Origin of the sequence: Pseudoalteromonas sp. BSi20652, assembly GCF_000239855.1 — a bacterium.
Classification (GTDB): domain Bacteria; phylum Pseudomonadota; class Gammaproteobacteria; order Enterobacterales; family Alteromonadaceae; genus Pseudoalteromonas.
On sequence record NZ_BADT01000155.1, the window covers coordinates 1 to 17,693 of the forward strand.

Here is a 17,693-nt window from a genome sequence, read left to right on the forward strand (position 1 = left end):
ACTATAATTTAGGGCATACTTTTTGCTTTAAAATAGTTTTAAAGTAACTTGCCAACAAAATGGCAAATAACACATAATAACAAGAGCTAAACTGTAGTTACTAGAACAAGCGTACCTATATTAATAACATAGCGCGACTTTACGTTTATTGAATTTTTAATAAATGGACTTGACAGTATACCTACTTTTTCAATTAGACGGTGATGGTTTTATAAATGGCTGATGACATAATGCTCAAGCACGAAAACCTCGTGAACGAGTTAAAAACATATTTAGGCAATGCTAAATTTGACCTAATTTTCAAATCAAAAACAGCTGGGCTGACTAAACCTGAGCAATTTTTGATGAAAATGGAAATGTCACGCTTATCTCAACCCGTGGCACGCTTTATTGATCTTCGTGGATTAGTCACAGGTCAAGTAAAACCATACGAGCATAATGGTAAACAACACTTTATGGATGACACCGCCATTGAAGTGTTTGAAAAAGCACTTAAGCAGCATGGTGAATATACCTTGGCTGTTTATGAAGCCGTGATGAATACCGAAAACAACCACCGTGTATTGCAAAAGCAAGCTGCAGAAAAGTCCGAATTAGAAGAACTTGAAAACAATTTAAGCACAGACGTTATTAAATTTGCCTCTTACGAGAGTCGCTGTGAAGAACGGATGAATTACTCAATCAAAGTAACGATTGATTACAATGATAAAAAGAACATTGCAGCGAGCACCTCAGATATATCTTTAAGCGGCTGTAAAGTAAAACTGGCAACACGACATGCAGTAAGAAAAAATCAACTTATTGCTATGCGATTAGTGGGTCTTGAGCAAGACTTTGAACTTGGCCTAAAAAACGGTATTCAATACGAAGTTGTTGCGGTTGAAAATATTTCTCGTGAATTTAACCACATCCGTTTAAAGCGAACCTATATAGAAAATAACGACGCCTTTAACGACTTTTTAGAAAGCTTTATTCATGGTAATAAACGTCGCTATAAAGTGAATCTAGATAACACGCTCGATGCAGTGGTATCAAAAGGGTATGAGCAATACTACATCCCTCGTGTAACGTCTTTATATTTATTTTTAAGCAAAAAAATGATCAGTATTACCCTAGTCTTAGCTTAACAACTGAAAATAATATTTTTATTCAACGCTACTTTACTGATGAAAGCAAAACACCGTGTTTATACAATGTACTTAATCATCAGCGTGTATCTTTGCTATTAAAACAGGCAACGGCTGTTAAAGAAGATTACCTTTATACGTTTACCCATATTTCGTCGGGGAAAATTTACTATTATTCAGCAACACGAAGCGAACTTAATAATGCACCTAAGTTACGTGATTTATTTTTAGGTTTTGGTAGTCAAAAAGAAAGCTGGCAATGTTTTAAAATTCAAATAATGCCAAGCCATCCTGATGACTCATTTATACCACTTTCATTGCCTAATAGCGCTGGCGCTAATATTGAAAAACTTAATAAGCCACCTTCACCACGAGTAAAGGGCCTTATAAAAGACGTTAAGTATATTGTAGTACTAACAAATATTGGTAATAAAACAGAACAAGAAGATTACAAAAAAATTACTTTTGATAAGGCGTTGGTAAACCAACTTAAGCACTTTGGCCATGCAAAATATAAAACTCCGCCCTATTTAGATATAGTACCGCTTGAATATGTAAATTTACGCTCACACAATCGCTACCTTTATAAAACATCCGTTAGTGTCACTACTAATGGTGAAGTATTTAATGGTTATACACGCGATTTCTCAGTGATGGGGTTACAATTAGAATGTGAGCAACCTGCTACATTTAAAAAAGGCGACATTGTACTTTTAGCATTTCCTGATTTACAAAAAATAACTAAGAAACATGAACTTACCGAACTTAAATACGAAGTAATGGCACTGGGCAAATCGCTCACTACCATAAATTTAAAAGCGAACCAAGTTGCAGACTTACCTCATGCTGGTGTCAGTTTTTTTACACAATTAATTGAAGGCAATAAAGACAAACTCAAAGTATCTGAAGAAACACCTAAAATTGAGGGATTATCTACAGCACTTAGAAATATGGTCACTAAAAGTGTGTGTCAATTCCCTCTGTATTTACATAAAGAAGCTGCACACTTTAAAGCGGGTGCAATTGGCTTTGGTCTTTATGCCAGCCCAATGCACGTAATCTTACAAAATTTTGGCTTGTTAAATAATAAAACTGACTTTTCGAGCATACTTACCGAAGAACAAATTATTAATGTAATTACGCCAAATATTAAAGATCGCAGTCGTCAAGACCCTCCTCTTGCTTTTACACTCGCCATTAACTTTAACCCTCGCCAGGCGAAGATTGAAGACGCAATTATTAGTCAATGTGCTGTAGGTGAAGACTATTCTGTTTTTTACAAACAAATAAGTGAAGGCATTAAGTCGCAGCTTATATTTGTAATGCGTTTATATATTTCACGTACTGGACGACCAGATACCGACTACTTATCCAACGAATTAAAATACGTAAGCCAATACGCACTGCACAAAGCAAAAGATTTAGAAGAGGCTTTGTGGGCCGTTGCAGGTGTCGGTGATGTAGTTGATATAACCGAGGAAGCACTAAGCCATCTAGAGCTCAATAAGGAACAGATTGGTCAAATGGATCGTCGTAAACTAATGTGGTTAAACCGCTTGCGTTAAGCGGTTTAACTTAATCTATTTTAAATATTAGACTCTTTATTTAACGGAATAGCTAACATATACAATAACTGTAGTAACGAGCCCCGGCAAATCGCTGCTTGAGCTTGCTCAACCACTTTAGGCTTACCGTGCACTGCTACGCCTAAACCCGCTTTTGCCATCATGACTAAATCGTTCGCACCATCGCCAATGGCAACAGTTTGTATTTTTTCAAGTCCTAGCTTTTTTTGAAGCGACTCTAAAACAACCGCTTTTTGTTGTGCATCTACAATTGTACCCAGTACCTTACCTGTTAGCTTATTGTCTTTAAATTCGAGTACATTAGCATGTACTTCATCTAAATTAATAAGCTCTTGTACGCGCTCTGCAAACGGCACAAAGCCACCTGATGCAATGGCTAAATACCAGTCATGCTGTTTTAAAATTTGACACAGTACTTTAATACCCGGCATGAGAGGCAACGCACTTTTAAGATCTTCAATTAAGCTTTTTTCAATCCCTTCAAGCTTAGCCACACGCTGATTTAAGCTCTCACTAAAATCAAGCTTACCTGCCATTGCAAGTGCTGTAACGGAAGCAACGTCGTCGTATACATCCGCAAGGCGTGCTATTTCGTCTATGCACTCAATAGTTATTGCAGTTGAGTCCATATCCATAACCAATAAACCTGGCTCATATAAATTAGGCGGCGTAGCAACTTGTACTAACTGGCAATCTAGAGTGTTTGAAAACTTTTCTAGTATTAGCGGGTTTATAGCTTGATCTGCATTTTGCGCATAAAAGCACAGTGCGGGGGCTAATCCTAAATCAGGCTGGTATTGGCATATAGCGGTCACTGTTTGATTATTTTTAGCTAAAAAATCAATAATATTATCTACATCGCTCATATTAAAGTCGCCTGCAAATGCAATACTAAATAATCCCTGCTGCCTATTTGGAGTATTATTAAGCGGTAAAAAAACACCATCTTGATAGCTAAACCATTTATTTAAAGTTAAGTGTGCTAATGGTTGATCAGCAGTAGGCTGTGCCATGCTTGTTTGCGACATGGGATCTCCGTGTTTATATTTAATTTCCTGATAGTTGGCATATCAAAACAAGTATTATTAACACTAAAATTCGCCATCAGGTGGGGTTTAAGGTTATAGTTAGTGTAGTTGTAACATCAAATTAAAATGCTGTCAGCAGCATATACGGTGACTATGAAAAATAACCATCTTAAAAACCCTATTACTGCGTCTCAAAGAAAGCGACTTGTTCGCCTAATACTTGCTGCAGGCTGTTTTGTGTTACTAAGCTGGGTGGGTGTAAATAGCAGTTTTCAAAGTCATCAGTTACTTTACGATAGCGCCGACAGCACCGCAAAAAGCCTCACCCAATTTATGGCTTTAAATGTTAAAACACCGCTTATTGAAAAAAACAAACCACAACTCAACGCTATTTGTAACGATATAAGTAAAGATGAGTTTGTACTTTCGGCCACTATTTACGACCAACAAGGTATTGTGCTCGCAAGTAGCGATAATTGGCAATCTCACCATGTATTTGGTCAACTTCCCGACTCCACGCCTGGGATCAGTAAACTAAAAACGCCTTTTATAGAGCCAGTAATTAGCGATGATGATCGCCCTTTGGGGTTTGTATCTGTTACCTATTTAACTCGCGCCGCAATATCTGACAGCCATAACCATTTTCACGATTTAGGTCGGCAGGTACTATTAATGTTAGTGATTGCCTGTATTTTTACGTGGCAGTTAGGGCGTGGATTAAAACGTTGGCAGGTAAACCGTTATATGCAAAAAACATCTGAGCAAGAACCGTAAAGCTGCTTAGCAAGCGCCTCTCTCTTACTGTGTGGTTTTAAATTACATAACGCGTTAAATATGTCAGGTATGTGCAGCGGCGTGTTAACTTCCCCTTGGTAGCCACTTAACGGCATTGAAGGTGAGTCGGTTTCAAGCACTAAGTGCTTTGGCTCAATAGCAGCAATAACAGCCCGTGTTTTAACTGCGCGATCATAGGTTATAACACCGCCTACGCCAAGCTTAAAACCCTGCTTAATATAGTACTGCGCTTGTTGAAGTGAGCCCGAAAAGGCATGAATCACCCCACCATGTTTTGGCTTACACCGCTTAAACGATTGCGCAATTAAATCATGGCTTTGCCTATGATGCACAATGAGGGGTAAGTTAAGCTCATTAGAAAGCCCTATTTGCTGCTCAAATAAGTAAGTTTGTTTAGGAAGGTTTTCAATGCTTCGATCAAGCCCGCATTCACCAATGGCCACCAGCTGATGCTTATTTGTAGTTGCAAACTCGAATAACGCTTCTATGTGCGATTCTTTATGTTGCTCTAAGAAGTAAGGATGTAGCCCTGCCGCTATTTTTATACTTGGATAGGTTGCTTTGAGCTTTATAAGAGTATGCGATTGAGCAAGCGTAATACCCGGTACAACAAACTGATTAACTCCCTTTGCTACACATTCGTTTATAAGCGATTCACGATTCGAATCAAACTCGCTAAAATCGAGGTGGCAATGAGAGTCAATAAATTGCACGGTTACTTACTCATCTACTTGTTAAGGATTTAAACGTGTGATTTGCCAGCTATTACCTGCTTGGCGCTGATACATAAAGCGGTCATGTAATCGATGTGCTCCACCTTGCCAAAACTCAATTTTTTGCGGCACTACACAATATCCGCCCCAAAAATCGGGAAGTGGAATTTCACCTTTAGCAAATTTATTTTTCATGTTAGCAAAGGTTTCCATGAGTACCTTACGCGATGATACTGGACGACTTTGCGCTGATGCCCACGCGGCTAATTGGCTTTCTTTAGGGCGAGATAAAAAGTACTTCGCCACTGCTGAGGTAGGTAATGGTTTAGCCTCCCCATAGACAATAACTTGGCGTTCCATGTGGTGCCACGGAAAATGCAGCGATATTTTATTATTACCTTTAAGCTCTTGCGCTTTACGCGAGCCTGTATTGGTAAAAAATACAAAACCGTTATCATCCAAATGCTTTAAAAGCACTATACGCTGTGAAGGCTGACCGGTTTCATCCACAGTTGCTACAACCATCGCAGTTGGGTCGGGTAGTTTGCTTGCTACTGCATGCTCAAGCCATGTTTCAAACTGCTTAAACGGATCATCTTGCAAGTTATCTTCGCTTAACGCGTCTTGCAGGTATTCACGACGGATATCTTCGAGTTTCATAACAAATCCTTTAAATAAAGCCTTAGAAAAGAGCTTAGAGTAGCGAGCTTAAAACAATAGATGTTGAGTAATAACAAATATTAAGATTCAGGTATATACGATAGCAATAACATAGAGTCTCAGGTACATTCGATAGCAGTAAACATAGAGTCTCAGGTATATCGTTGGGTTTCGTTTCACTCAACCCAACCTACAATGTAAAACATTATATCTGCAAGTGTAGGAGTGCTGACAAGACGGAGTGCTTTTTTATACCAAGGAGCATACATTTAGTATGTGACTTAGGCTAAAAAAGCACGACAACGCAGTCAAAGCGAACTACACGCAGCAGACGGTTCACCTAAGTAGTTTAGCCTAAGATAAGGCATCCAATCCGACTTATCCCTATGAGCATACGGTTTGTATGTGATTAGGGTAAGTCGGGGTGGATAACGCTGTATTAGGTTAAAATACGACGGTGATTACATTTGCTCCATAACTTCAATACCTAGCAAATCCAATCCCGTTTCTAATGTTCTTGAAACCAAATTACACAGCACTAAACGGCTATCGCGCACGCTTGGCTCTACGCCTTCTTTAAGTACTGGGCAGGCCTCGTAAAATGTCATGTATAAGCTTGCTAGCTCATATAAGTAACCACATAGTACGTGCGGTGTTGCTTCGCTGATCATTAAATCAAGTACTTCTTCAAGCTGTAGTAGCTTAAGTGCCAGTGCTTTTTCTTGAGGCTCAATGATTGCAACATCTGAATTTAATGTAGCAGCATCAACGCCTGATTTGCGAAAAATACTGCGTACACGTGTATAAGCATATTGTAAGTAAGGGGCGGTTGCGCCTTCAAAGCTTAGCATGCTGTCCCAGTTAAAAATGTAATCGCTGGTACGGTGCTTAGAAAGGTCGGCATATTTAACTGCGCCAATACCTACTTTACGTGCAATTTCGCTGCGCTCAGAATCACTTAAATCAGACTCACGCTCGGCTAGTTTTATTGCTGCGCGGTTAATTGATTCTTCTAATAAGTCAGCAAGCTTTACTGTGCCACCAGTACGTGTTTTAAATGGTTTGTTATCGGCACCCATCATGGTACCAAACGGGCAAAATTCGTAACTTGTTTCGTCTCGTAACAAGCCCGCCTTACGCGCTGTTAGCTCTACTTGATTAAAATGTAGGTTTTGACGTGCATCTACAAAAATTAAGATGCGATCAGCACCTAATTTATTTGAACGGTAATCACATGCCGCTAAATCGGTTGTTGCATATAAAAAGCCACCGCCAGATTTTTGTACAATAAACGCAGATGGTTCGCCATCTTTGTTGGCAAGCTCATCTAAAAACACCACTTGCGCGCCTTGCGACTCTACTGCAATGTTTTTATCTTTTAGTAGGCTAATAATATCGTTAAGTTCTGCGTTGTATGCGCTTTCAGCCATAATATCAGCTTGCGTAAGCGTTACATTTAAACGTGTATATACCTCTTCAGAGTGCTTAACTGAGGTGGCTATAAATAGTTTCCACAGTTTTTCACAATGCGCGTCGCCGCCTTGTAACTTAACAACGTAGTCACGTGCTTTATCTGCAAAGCCTTCTTCGTCATCAAAGCGTTTTTTTGCATCGCGGTAAAAGGTTTCTAAATCAGCGAGCGCTACAGAATCTAAATCAACACCTTGGCTAATTTGATCTTCTAAATGCGCGATTAACATACCAAATTGCGTACCCCAATCACCCATGTGATTTTGACGCACAACCGTATCGCCTCTAAATTCAAGCGCACGTACAATTGAGTCACCAATAATGGTTGAACGTAAATGGCCTACGTGCATTTCTTTTGCAAGGTTTGGTGACGAATAATCAACAACTACTTTTTGTGGATTGGCGTGCTCATTTACAGCAAGCTTTGCGTCGCTATTAGCGGCTTTAACGCTTTGCGCTAAAAACTCAGGCTTTAAATGAATATTAATAAAACCAGGACCCGCAATTTCAGTCTTTTGAGCAATATCGCTTACATCAAGGTTATCTATAATTTTTTGTGCAAGCTCACGTGGGTTGCTTTTCATTTTTTTAGCTGCGCCCATGGCTGCATTAATTTGGTAATCACCAAATTGTGGACGCGTGCTTTGCGTTACTGCCGGGTTTGTGTCTTCAGGTAAGCCTGCACCGACCATCGCGGCAATGGCTTTTTCAATTAAAATAGTACGAATATTCATATTTTTTTACCTTTATAAGCCCGCTAAAGCAGGCTTTCTTTTAATTCTTGTAAATGAGCTCTAATTTTCGCGAGTGTGGTTAAATGTTACTTCTGGGTAGCGCTCTGTCGATAAGTTAAGGTTTACACGGCTCGGCGCAATGTAAGTTAAGTTATCGCCACCATCGAGTGCTAAATTGCTTTCGCATTTACGCTTAAAGTCTTCAAACTTTTTCACATCGTCGCTGCTTACCCAACGCGCTGTATTTACGTTTACACCTTCGTAAATAGCATCTACGTTATATTCAGCTTTTAAACGCGCTACAACCACATCAAACTGAAGTACACCTACTGCGCCCACAATTAAATCGTTGTTTATGAGCGGTCTAAATACCTGCACAGCACCTTCTTCAGAAAGCTGTACCAAGCCTTTTAATAACTGCTTTTGCTTAAGCGGATCGCGAAGGCGAATACGACGAAATAGTTCAGGCGCGAAGTTAGGAATGCCACTAAATTTAAGCTTTTCGCCTTGCGTGAATGTATCACCAATTTGAATGGTACCGTGGTTGTGCAAACCAATAATATCGCCTGCGTAAGCGTCGGCTGCACGCTCACGGTCGCCCGCCATAAAGGTTACCGCATCAGAAATACTGACTTGCTTGCCAATTCGCACGTGATTCATTTTCATGCCTTGGCTGTACTTACCCGATACAATACGCATAAATGCAATACGGTCACGGTGTTTAGGGTCCATATTTGCCTGAATTTTAAACACAAAACCAGTAAAATTTTCTTCAGTTGCAACAATAAGTCTGTCTTCTGTTTCGCGTGGCAATGGCGTTGGAGCCCATCTAGTCAAGCCGTCTAAAACATGGTCAACACCAAAGTTACCCAGTGCTGTACCGTAATAAACAGGCGAGAGCTCACCGGCTAAAAACAACTCCAAATCAAATTCATTCGATGCACCAATTACAAGCTCTAGTTCGTCACGTAATTGCACAGCTAAGTCTTCGCCAATGGCAATATCTAACTCAGGATTATCAAGACCTTTAATGGTACGAACTTCTTGAATTTTATGACCTTGACCTGATTTGTATAAAATAGCTTCATCATTGTGAATATGGTAAACACCTTTAAAATCTTTACCACAACCAATTGGCCAAGTAATTGGAGCACAAGCAATATTTAGCTCTGTTTCAACTTCGTCCAGCACTTCCATAGGGTCGCGAATTTCACGGTCACATTTATTCATAAACGTAACTATCGGTGTTGTACGCAGGCGTGTTACTTCCATTAGCTTACGGGTACGGTCTTCTACACCCTTTGCCGCATCGATAACCATTAAACATGAATCCACCGCTGTTAATGTACGGTATGTATCTTCTGAGAAATCTTCATGTCCTGGGGTATCAAGTAAATTAACCAAAGCATTGTTATATGGAAATTGCATTACAGAAGTAGTAACCGATATACCACGCTCTTTTTCCATTTCCATCCAGTCAGACTTTGCGTGCTGATTAGAACCACGACCTTTTACAGTACCAGCTCGTTGAATAGCTTGTCCAAATAACAATACTTTTTCGGTAATGGTTGTTTTACCCGCATCTGGGTGAGAGATGATAGCAAAGGTACGTCGTTTATTAATTTCACTAAGGAGATTTTGATCTGCCATTAAAAAAGTTCTTTTTGTTTGTATACGGATATTATCCACTTTAAGTATGCTGAGCTTTTAAGGCTTAAATAATACCAATTGCATTAAATTAGCGATCTATTATAGCGATAAAAAATAGCGCAATAACAAGGCGAAAATTATCACATAGAGTTATTCTCTATGAATAATTTTTAACGTAGTTAGTGAGTTATTTAATACGTTAGAACGATCTTGTTTTTAATAAAATTGGTATAGAGCAACCTCGAAAGCTCAACACACCATCAGAAAAGCCCTAAATTGGCCCTTCACGTGCGATCCGTTATGTTAATCGTAATTAAAGACTATTTTCGCTGATCTTGACCTTATAAACAATCAATGGTTAGTTATTAGCTGATCTTTTTTATTAATGTGGCTTTTGGAGGGCTTAACTACAAAATCGGCACAGAAATATTCTGCAATAACCTCAGTAAATGGTTCAGTAAACAATGTATCAAACCTTTACACGCCATTAAAATTATTATGTCTTTGCGGGACAATATAGCCTAGAGGGCCAGCTAACAGTTTTTAATTAACTCACCGAGTGTCAATAACGAAAAATGAATTAAAATTTTCAATTTCAATAGGTATCAAGTACCTTTAAAAAATAGACTTTAAGCATATAAAGTTATGTTGTTTTTTAGGCGCAAAAAGAGCCTATAAATTTATAACCTATTAAGTTAAATAACTTAGTCGTACAAATTGATATTGTGCTAAATATCATGTAGATAATGGTTGTAATTTAACCACCAAGACCGCTGTAAGCTTGTGTAATAAAGTCGTAACGCATATCATTGATAGATTGCACGGAGGATAAGTAGTTTGGTCATGAAAACCAGCACGTTAAGTATTAGATTATTATGGTATATAACCCCCCTTGTTATTTTACCATTGCTATTTTTAGGTGGCTTTACGCTTACCAATGTTACTAATTCAACACAAAAACAAGCTGATTTAATAATGAGCCGTTTTGTTGAGCAACAACAACAAAAAATATTTAATTACATTGACTCCTTTCATTCAACTGCAAAACTGCTTTCTACATCTCCGGTACTGAGTGATTTTTTAGCAAATGAGGGACGCAACGACGGGAGATACACCCAAAAACTCGGTGCACTGATGGACGTATTTGCAAGTTACAGCGAAGCCTACCCCGATATAATAAGCGTTAACTTAGTTTCAGCTAGCGGTAAAAGTAATGCGTATTACTCTAATAACCTTACAGCAGCGCCAAAAAGCTATCCTTTTTTTGATCAAGTACTTCAAAGTAATTTAAGTAAACAACAGTTTATGATTCAACAAAATGATGGCACAACCAGTTTGTACTTTATTCAACGAATTTATAGTGTTGATTACTATTTAAAACGCCCTCAACAACTTGGCTTTATTGTTATTCATATTGATCCATCAATACTCAACTCAAGCATTTTAGAAGCACCCTATAACAACACGCTTAATTTAATGTTGACCAAAGACGGTAAAATTTTATTTAGTTCAGATTACAACATGCGTGGCCAATACATTAGCGAATATGAGTTAAATCGGGTACATGATTTAGCCGATATTGGCATGCTTTCGACCATTGAGCTCTCAAGCATTGATAAGATTGAACGCATGATTTTTGCCGTACAAATGCCTGGAGGATATTATTATGTATCTACAATTCCAAAGGGTCTACTTTATCAATCAGGCAAGGCTATAAGCTTAATAACAGGCTTAATTGTTATTATTTCGGTAATTACTCTACCCATCTTAATTTTTGTAGTGGTACGTAATTTATTACTTAACCCCATTGAGTTACTTGGTGCTGCCAGCCACCGTGTTGGTGATGGTGATTTGTCGGTACACTTGCCTGCACACACAAATGATGAGGTAGGTGTTTTATTTAACGACTTTAACCACATGGTTAATCAAATAAGGCACTACCAACAACAGCTTGAAGAATATAAACACCACCTTGAAGATAAAGTAGAAAGTCGTACCAAAGCACTTGAAGCGATGAACAGCCAACTTGAGTTAGCTATTGGCCAAGCTGAGCAAGCGAATCAACTTAAGAGTCGCTTTTTAGCAAATATGAGTCACGAAATACGCACTCCACTTACTGCTATTATGGGGTTTACAGAACAATTACTGCATAACGATAAAATAGTTAACGATAAAAAGTATCTCCGCACTATTTTACGTAATTCAAAACATCTATTAGAGCTAATTAACAATATTTTAGATTTATCTAAGATTGAGGCTGAAAAGCTCGCTGTCGATCAATCTGCCCTCAATGTTGTGCAGCTAGTACATGATATAGAGTCGATTATTCAACCGCTAGCGCAAGAAAAACAGCTAACGCTTAATATTGACTATCAACTACCTCTACCTAGCACCATTTATAGTGATGTTACTCGCTTAAAACAAATACTTATTAACATTGCCAATAATGCAGTTAAATTTACCGAGCAAGGTAGTGTCTCAATTTGTGTGCATTATCTAGAAGCGAGCCAAAAGCTTGAATTTATAATTAAAGACACAGGCATTGGTATGTCTGAGCACCAAATAGAGCGTATATTCAAACCATTTGAACAAGCAGATGCAACAACTACACGTCGTTTTGGAGGCACAGGACTTGGTTTGTGTATTTCTAAAAATTTAGCTCAACTGCTGGGCGGTGACATTACACTTGAAAGTGAAGTGGGTGTTGGTAGTCGCTTTACTATTGGGGTGGCGTGTCAGTTATCTGATGACCAACCAATGCTCGTATTTTTAACGCACTACAGCCAACTAATTCCAGAGAAAGACCCTCTATTATCCTTTGCAACGAATAACTTTGATGCAAATATTTTGGTCGCTGAAGATAACCCTGATAACCAACTATTAATTAAATTACTACTTCAAACTTGGGGCCTTGAACCTGATATTGCGAGTAACGGTGCTCAAGCGGTAGAAATGGCTCTCGTTAACGATTATCAGCTTATTATTATGGATATGCAAATGCCCGTTATGGGCGGATTAGAGGCCACTAAAATGCTACGGCACGCCGCCTATGACGGCCCTATTATCGCTCTTACTGCCAATGTAATGAACCATGATATAGGCACTTACCTAGAAGCGGGTTGCGACAAAGCACTTGCTAAACCCATTGACAAAGATGCCTTAGAAAAAGTACTCGTAAGTTACCTGCATCTTGAAAAAGACAATCAAAACAAATGGGATCGCCTACTAAAGAGCGAAAAATTTCAGCAAATAACAAACAACTACATAGCTAACCTGCCAACTCACTTAGATGAAGTAAAAGCGCTGCAATACTCTGATGATTGGGAAACACTCAGAACCGTAGCTCACAGTATTAAAGGAAGCGCAGGGTGTTTTAACTTTGATAAAATTTATCATAGCGCAGGAGCACTCGAAGAAAACTTAAAAAGCAACAACAAAGTACCAAGACACGAACTAGTAAATGATTTGATAGCAGCCATTGAGCAAGCAATTAGCGACAAAGTAACCTAAAAAGCAAACTTACAAAGCAGCACGGTACTTTAGTGGCTCTGTGTTTTAAATGCTAATTACGACTTTAATTATGAAAAGTTTAAACCTAGCGCCATGCCCATTAAAATAGCATCTTCAAAGCCATTTTTAGCAGGATTGTCGCTGGGGTAATAATTTTTACGAACTGACATTTCAATAAAGCCTACGTGCTCATAAAGCGAAATTGCTCGAGTGTTAGATTCGCGTACTTCTAAAAATAAATTTTCAGCGTTTTGCTGTTCACCATATTCAATAAACTGAGCTAATAACTGCTTAGCAATGCCCTTCCCTTGTTGGTTTAGCAGAACACAAATATCCATAAGCGTAAAATCAGGCCCTGCTTTTTCACCTATATAAAAACCTATCATCTTCTCTTCATCAAACGCAGCAACATTAAAATAGCGCCCGCCTATGCATGAACTCATTGTATTTAAAGTCCACGGATGGCTATGGCACGCTTTTTCTACTGCCATTAATTGAGATATTGCTGTTTCATCTACTGATTTAAAGTTTATCAAGGTGTTCACTCATTAAAGCCCATAAAGCACGCTTGTCGGCCGTGCTGAGCTGTGGTGTTGTAAGTACTAGCTGATCGCCTTTTAATTGCATCTTAGCGTCTTGTACAACGCTATTAATGGCAATAGGTACTGCTGCACGTTTAATATCAGCAAATAACTGACTAGAAAGCTCAATAGGCTCAAGTATATTACTTTGTGGTGTAGTATCAGATGCATGACTATCTTTTAAAAGATTATCTGCAGGATAACTATAAGTAGGAATTTTATTAGCTGGTTTAAAGTGTTCATTTAATTCGAGGTTTTCAATACCAAAAACAGCTGCGTACCGTGAATGCATAACGACTCGATGAAATTAGTAAGTAAGGTAATATAAGAATTAATAAATACGATGTAAAGAAGAAATGGCAGGGGCGGAGAGACTCGAACTCCCAACCATCGGTTTTGGAGACCGCTGTTCTACCAATTGGAACTACGCCCCTGCAATGTCGAAGAATTATAGAGAAGTTTCGCTAAAGGTAAAGAGAAAAATCACACTTTTAGTTCAACTGCTTTTTTAATAAACAAAACGGCGAATTAGCATGCTAATTCGCCGTTTTCTATCACTTTAATTTACCTAACTCAATGCGGGGCAAATTATTCCCATTCGATAGTTGCAGGTGGTTTACCCGAAATATCGTAAACAACACGAGAAATACCATCTATTTCGTTAATGATACGGTTTGATACCACACCTAAAAACTCATAAGGTAAATGTGACCAGCGCGCTGTCATAAAGTCGATAGTTTCAACACAACGAAGTGATACAACCCAATCGTACTTACGTGCATCGCCCATAACCCCTACCGATTTAACAGGTAAGAATACAGTAAACGCTTGGCTTACTTTATGGTAAAGCTCAGCTTTGTGAAGCTCTTCGATGAAAATCGCATCTGCGCGGCGCAATAAATCACAGTATTCTTTTTTGATTTCGCCAAGTACACGCACACCTAAACCTGGTCCAGGGAAAGGATGACGGTAAAGCATGTCGTACGGTAAACCAAGCTCTAGGCCGATTTTACGAACTTCATCTTTGAATAATTCACGTAATGGCTCAACAAGGCCCATTTTCATATCATCTGGTAATCCGCCTACATTGTGGTGAGATTTAATAACATGCGCTTTACCGGTTGCAGATGCCGCTGATTCAATTACATCTGGGTAAATTGTACCTTGCGCTAACCATTTTGCATTTTTAAGTTTTTTGGCTTGCTCATCAAATACATTAATAAACGTATGACCAATGGCTTTACGCTTATCTTCTGGGTCTGACTTACCCGCTAGATCATTTAAAAACTGCTCTTCAGCTTCAACTTTAACAATATTTAAGCCAAATTTATTACCAAACATGTCCATTACTTGTTGGCCTTCGTTTAAACGAAGTAAACCATTATCAACAAATACACAGGTTAGTCGCTCACCAATTGCACGGTGAATAAGCATAGCCACAACCGATGAATCAACACCACCAGAGAGGCCTAAAATAACTTCGTCATCGCCAACTGTTTCTTTAATACGCTCGATAGCATCATCGATAATTTTTGCAGCAGTCCACAATTTTTCACAGCCACAAATATCAATAGCAAAACGCTCTAATAAGCGCTGACCTTGATGCGTGTGCGTTACTTCTGGGTGAAACTGTACACCGTAAAAACGTTTTTCTTCGTTAGACATTGCAGCATGTGGACAAGTCGATGTTTTAGCTGTTGTTGCAAAACCAGCTGGAATATCCATTACTTTGTCGCCATGGCTCATCCATACATCGAGTATGCCGTTGCCGCCATCGGTAATGCTGTCTTCAATTGCATCAAATAATGCACAGTTACCTACTTTTTCTACTTGTGCGTAACCAAACTCTTTTTTATCAGAGCTGTGTACACTTCCGCCAAGTTGAGCTGCCATTGTTTGCATACCGTAGCAAATACCTAGTACAGGCACGCCTGCATTAAATACATACTCAGGAGCGCGCGGGCTGTTTTCAAGTGTTGTTGATTCTGGACCACCAGAAAGAATAATACCTTGTGGGTTGAACTCGCGGATTTGCTCTTCAGTCACATCCCATGCCCAAAGTTCACAGTAAACACCAATTTCACGCACACGACGGGCGATTAATTGAGTGTATTGTGAACCAAAGTCTAAAATGAGAATTCGTGAATCGTGAATATCTTTGCTCATGGAGTATCTCGTAAAGTCTGATGCTAAATGCCGTTTGTTAATGTAAACGACTAAAAAGAGGGCTTGCAAAGCAAGCCCAGTATATTAAATTAATTACGCTGCTTAACCTAAGCGGTAATTTGGTGCTTCTTTAGTGATTTGCACATCATGAACGTGCGACTCACCCATACCTGCTGAAGTAACACGTACAAATTGTGGTTTTGTATTTAGCTCTTCAATTGTTGCACAACCCGTTAAGCCCATAGCGCTTCGTAGACCGCCCACTTGCTGATGAATAATCGTTGCAATAGGGCCTTTGTAAGCTACGCGACCTTCAATACCTTCAGGTACTAACTTGTCTGCTTCGTTTGATTTTTGGAAGTAACGATCTGATGAACCTTCTTTTTGATCCATCGCGCCCAATGAGCCCATACCACGGTAAGATTTGTAATAACGGCCTTGGTATAATTCAACTTCACCTGGTGCTTCTTCAGTACCAGCAAGAAGTGAGCCCACCATTACACACGATGCACCAGCAACAAGTGCTTTAACAATATCACCAGAAAAACGAATGCCACCATCAGCAATAACTGGAATATCGCGACCTTTTAAACCTTCAACAGCATCTGAAATAGCGGTAATTTGTGGAACGCCACAACCGGTAACAATACGTGTAGTACAAATAGAACCTGGGCCGATACCTACTTTAACTGCATCAGCACCCGCATCAGCAAGTGCAATCGCACCTTCAGCTGTTGCTATGTTGCCTGCAATAATTTGTAAGTCTGGGTACTCTTTACGCGTTTTAGTAACACGGTCAATAACACCTTGAGAGTGACCATGCGATGTATCGATAAGTAAAACATCAATACCCGCTTCTACTAATGCAGCAATACGCTCATCAGTACCTGCGCCAACACTTACAGCAGCACCTACGCGTAAACGACCTTGGTCGTCTTTACATGCATCAGGTTTGTCTTGGGCTTTTTGGTAATCTTTTACTGTGATCATGCCTTTAAGTTTAAATTCATCATCAACAACAAGGATTTTTTCAATGCGGTGCTCGTGCATTAAGCCTAAAATTTCTTCGCGTGCTGCGCCTTCTTTAACGGTAACAAGCTTTTCTTTTTTAGTCATAACGGTAGAAACAGGCTGTTCAAGCTTAGTTTCAAAACGCATATCACGACTAGTAACAATACCTACAAGCACATTATTGCTATCGGTAACTGGGAAGCCTGAAAAACCTTTTTCGTGCGACAGCTCAACTGCATCAGCAATTGTTAAATCGGCAGTAACCGTTACAGGGTATGAAACAATACCGGCTTCGTAGGTTTTAACTTTACGTACGTTTTTCGCTTGTTCTTCAATAGTCATGTTTTTATGAATAAAACCAAGACCACCTTCTTGCGCAAGGGCAATAGCTAAACGAGCTTCTGTAACAGTATCCATAGATGCTGAAATAAGCGGCAAGTTAAGTTTGATACCACGCGTTAAGCGAGTTGAAATATTTGCCGTGTGTGGCAAAACAGTAGAATGACCAGGTACTAAAAGTACGTCATCAAAGGTAAGAGCTTCTTTAGCGATTCTAAGCATTTTGGCAACTTCTCACATGTGGATCTAAGATAAGGAATTGCGGCCAAATTTTAACAGCGTTGTTGGCATGAGTAAATAATATTTCGCAAATATTTATGATA

11 protein-coding genes, 1 tRNA gene and 1 pseudogene are annotated in these 17,693 nt (G+C 39.1%); 3 read left to right on the forward strand and 10 right to left on the reverse strand.

What is annotated here, in order from left to right:
- Window positions 1–215 precede the first annotated feature (215 nt).
- Window positions 216–2,692: pseudogene (locus P20652_RS18550) on the forward strand (PilZ domain-containing protein).
- 20 nt (window positions 2,693–2,712) lie between these two features.
- Here the strand turns inward: P20652_RS18550 and serB are convergent.
- A complete protein-coding gene (gene serB / locus P20652_RS06325) occupies window positions 2,713–3,741 on the reverse strand; it encodes a phosphoserine phosphatase SerB (RefSeq protein WP_008170159.1) in 1,029 nt (342 codons plus the stop codon).
- A 153-nt stretch (window positions 3,742–3,894) separates the two neighbouring features.
- On the opposite strand from serB, the gene P20652_RS06320 reads away from it, so the two are divergent.
- The gene (locus P20652_RS06320; protein WP_008170161.1) at window positions 3,895–4,515 is read left to right on the forward strand and encodes an AhpA/YtjB family protein; all 621 of its coding nucleotides are present in this window, start codon (window positions 3,895–3,897) and stop codon (window positions 4,513–4,515) included.
- Here P20652_RS06320 and P20652_RS06315 read toward each other — a convergent pair.
- The 4 genes from P20652_RS06315 to prfC form a co-directional block, all read right to left on the reverse strand.
- Window positions 4,482–5,249 (reverse strand): TatD family hydrolase, encoded by a 768-nt coding sequence (locus P20652_RS06315; protein ID WP_008170162.1) that lies wholly within the window; start codon window positions 5,247–5,249, stop codon window positions 4,482–4,484. The genes P20652_RS06320 and P20652_RS06315 overlap by 34 nt on opposite strands.
- Window positions 5,250–5,270: 21 nt before the next feature.
- Window positions 5,271–5,909 (reverse strand): pyridoxamine 5'-phosphate oxidase, encoded by a 639-nt coding sequence (gene pdxH / locus P20652_RS06310; RefSeq protein ID WP_008170164.1) that lies wholly within the window; start codon window positions 5,907–5,909, stop codon window positions 5,271–5,273.
- A gap of 461 nt (window positions 5,910–6,370) precedes the next feature.
- Window positions 6,371–8,113 (reverse strand): arginine--tRNA ligase, encoded by a 1,743-nt coding sequence (gene argS / locus P20652_RS06305; RefSeq protein ID WP_008170165.1) that lies wholly within the window; start codon window positions 8,111–8,113, stop codon window positions 6,371–6,373.
- A gap of 60 nt (window positions 8,114–8,173) precedes the next feature.
- Entirely contained in the window at window positions 8,174–9,763 is a 1,590-nt protein-coding gene (gene prfC / locus P20652_RS06300; RefSeq protein ID WP_008170167.1) for a peptide chain release factor 3, read from the reverse strand.
- A gap of 843 nt (window positions 9,764–10,606) precedes the next feature.
- Here prfC and P20652_RS06295 point away from each other — a divergent pair.
- Complete coding sequence (locus P20652_RS06295; RefSeq protein ID WP_008170171.1) at window positions 10,607–13,273, forward strand: hybrid sensor histidine kinase/response regulator; 2,667 nt, start codon at window positions 10,607–10,609, stop codon at window positions 13,271–13,273.
- A 68-nt stretch (window positions 13,274–13,341) separates the two neighbouring features.
- Here P20652_RS06295 and rimI read toward each other — a convergent pair whose 3' ends face one another.
- The 5 genes from rimI to guaB form a co-directional block, all read right to left on the reverse strand.
- Window positions 13,342–13,809, reverse strand: a complete 468-nt coding sequence (gene rimI, locus P20652_RS06290) for a ribosomal protein S18-alanine N-acetyltransferase (protein ID WP_008170173.1) — start codon at window positions 13,807–13,809, stop codon at window positions 13,342–13,344.
- Window positions 13,796–14,146: a hypothetical protein gene (locus P20652_RS06285; protein WP_008170175.1), complete on the reverse strand. Its 351-nt coding sequence runs from the start codon at window positions 14,144–14,146 to the stop codon at window positions 13,796–13,798. Before P20652_RS06285 ends, rimI begins: the two co-directional genes overlap by 14 nt.
- A 65-nt stretch (window positions 14,147–14,211) precedes the next feature.
- Window positions 14,212–14,288 (reverse strand) — tRNA-Trp (locus P20652_RS06280).
- A 154-nt stretch (window positions 14,289–14,442) separates the two neighbouring features.
- The gene (guaA, locus tag P20652_RS06275; protein WP_008170177.1) at window positions 14,443–16,020 is read right to left on the reverse strand and encodes a glutamine-hydrolyzing GMP synthase; all 1,578 of its coding nucleotides are present in this window, start codon (window positions 16,018–16,020) and stop codon (window positions 14,443–14,445) included.
- A 102-nt stretch (window positions 16,021–16,122) separates the two neighbouring features.
- Window positions 16,123–17,592 (reverse strand): IMP dehydrogenase, encoded by a 1,470-nt coding sequence (gene guaB, locus P20652_RS06270; protein ID WP_007377818.1) that lies wholly within the window; start codon window positions 17,590–17,592, stop codon window positions 16,123–16,125.
- Window positions 17,593–17,693: the final 101 nt, after the last annotated feature.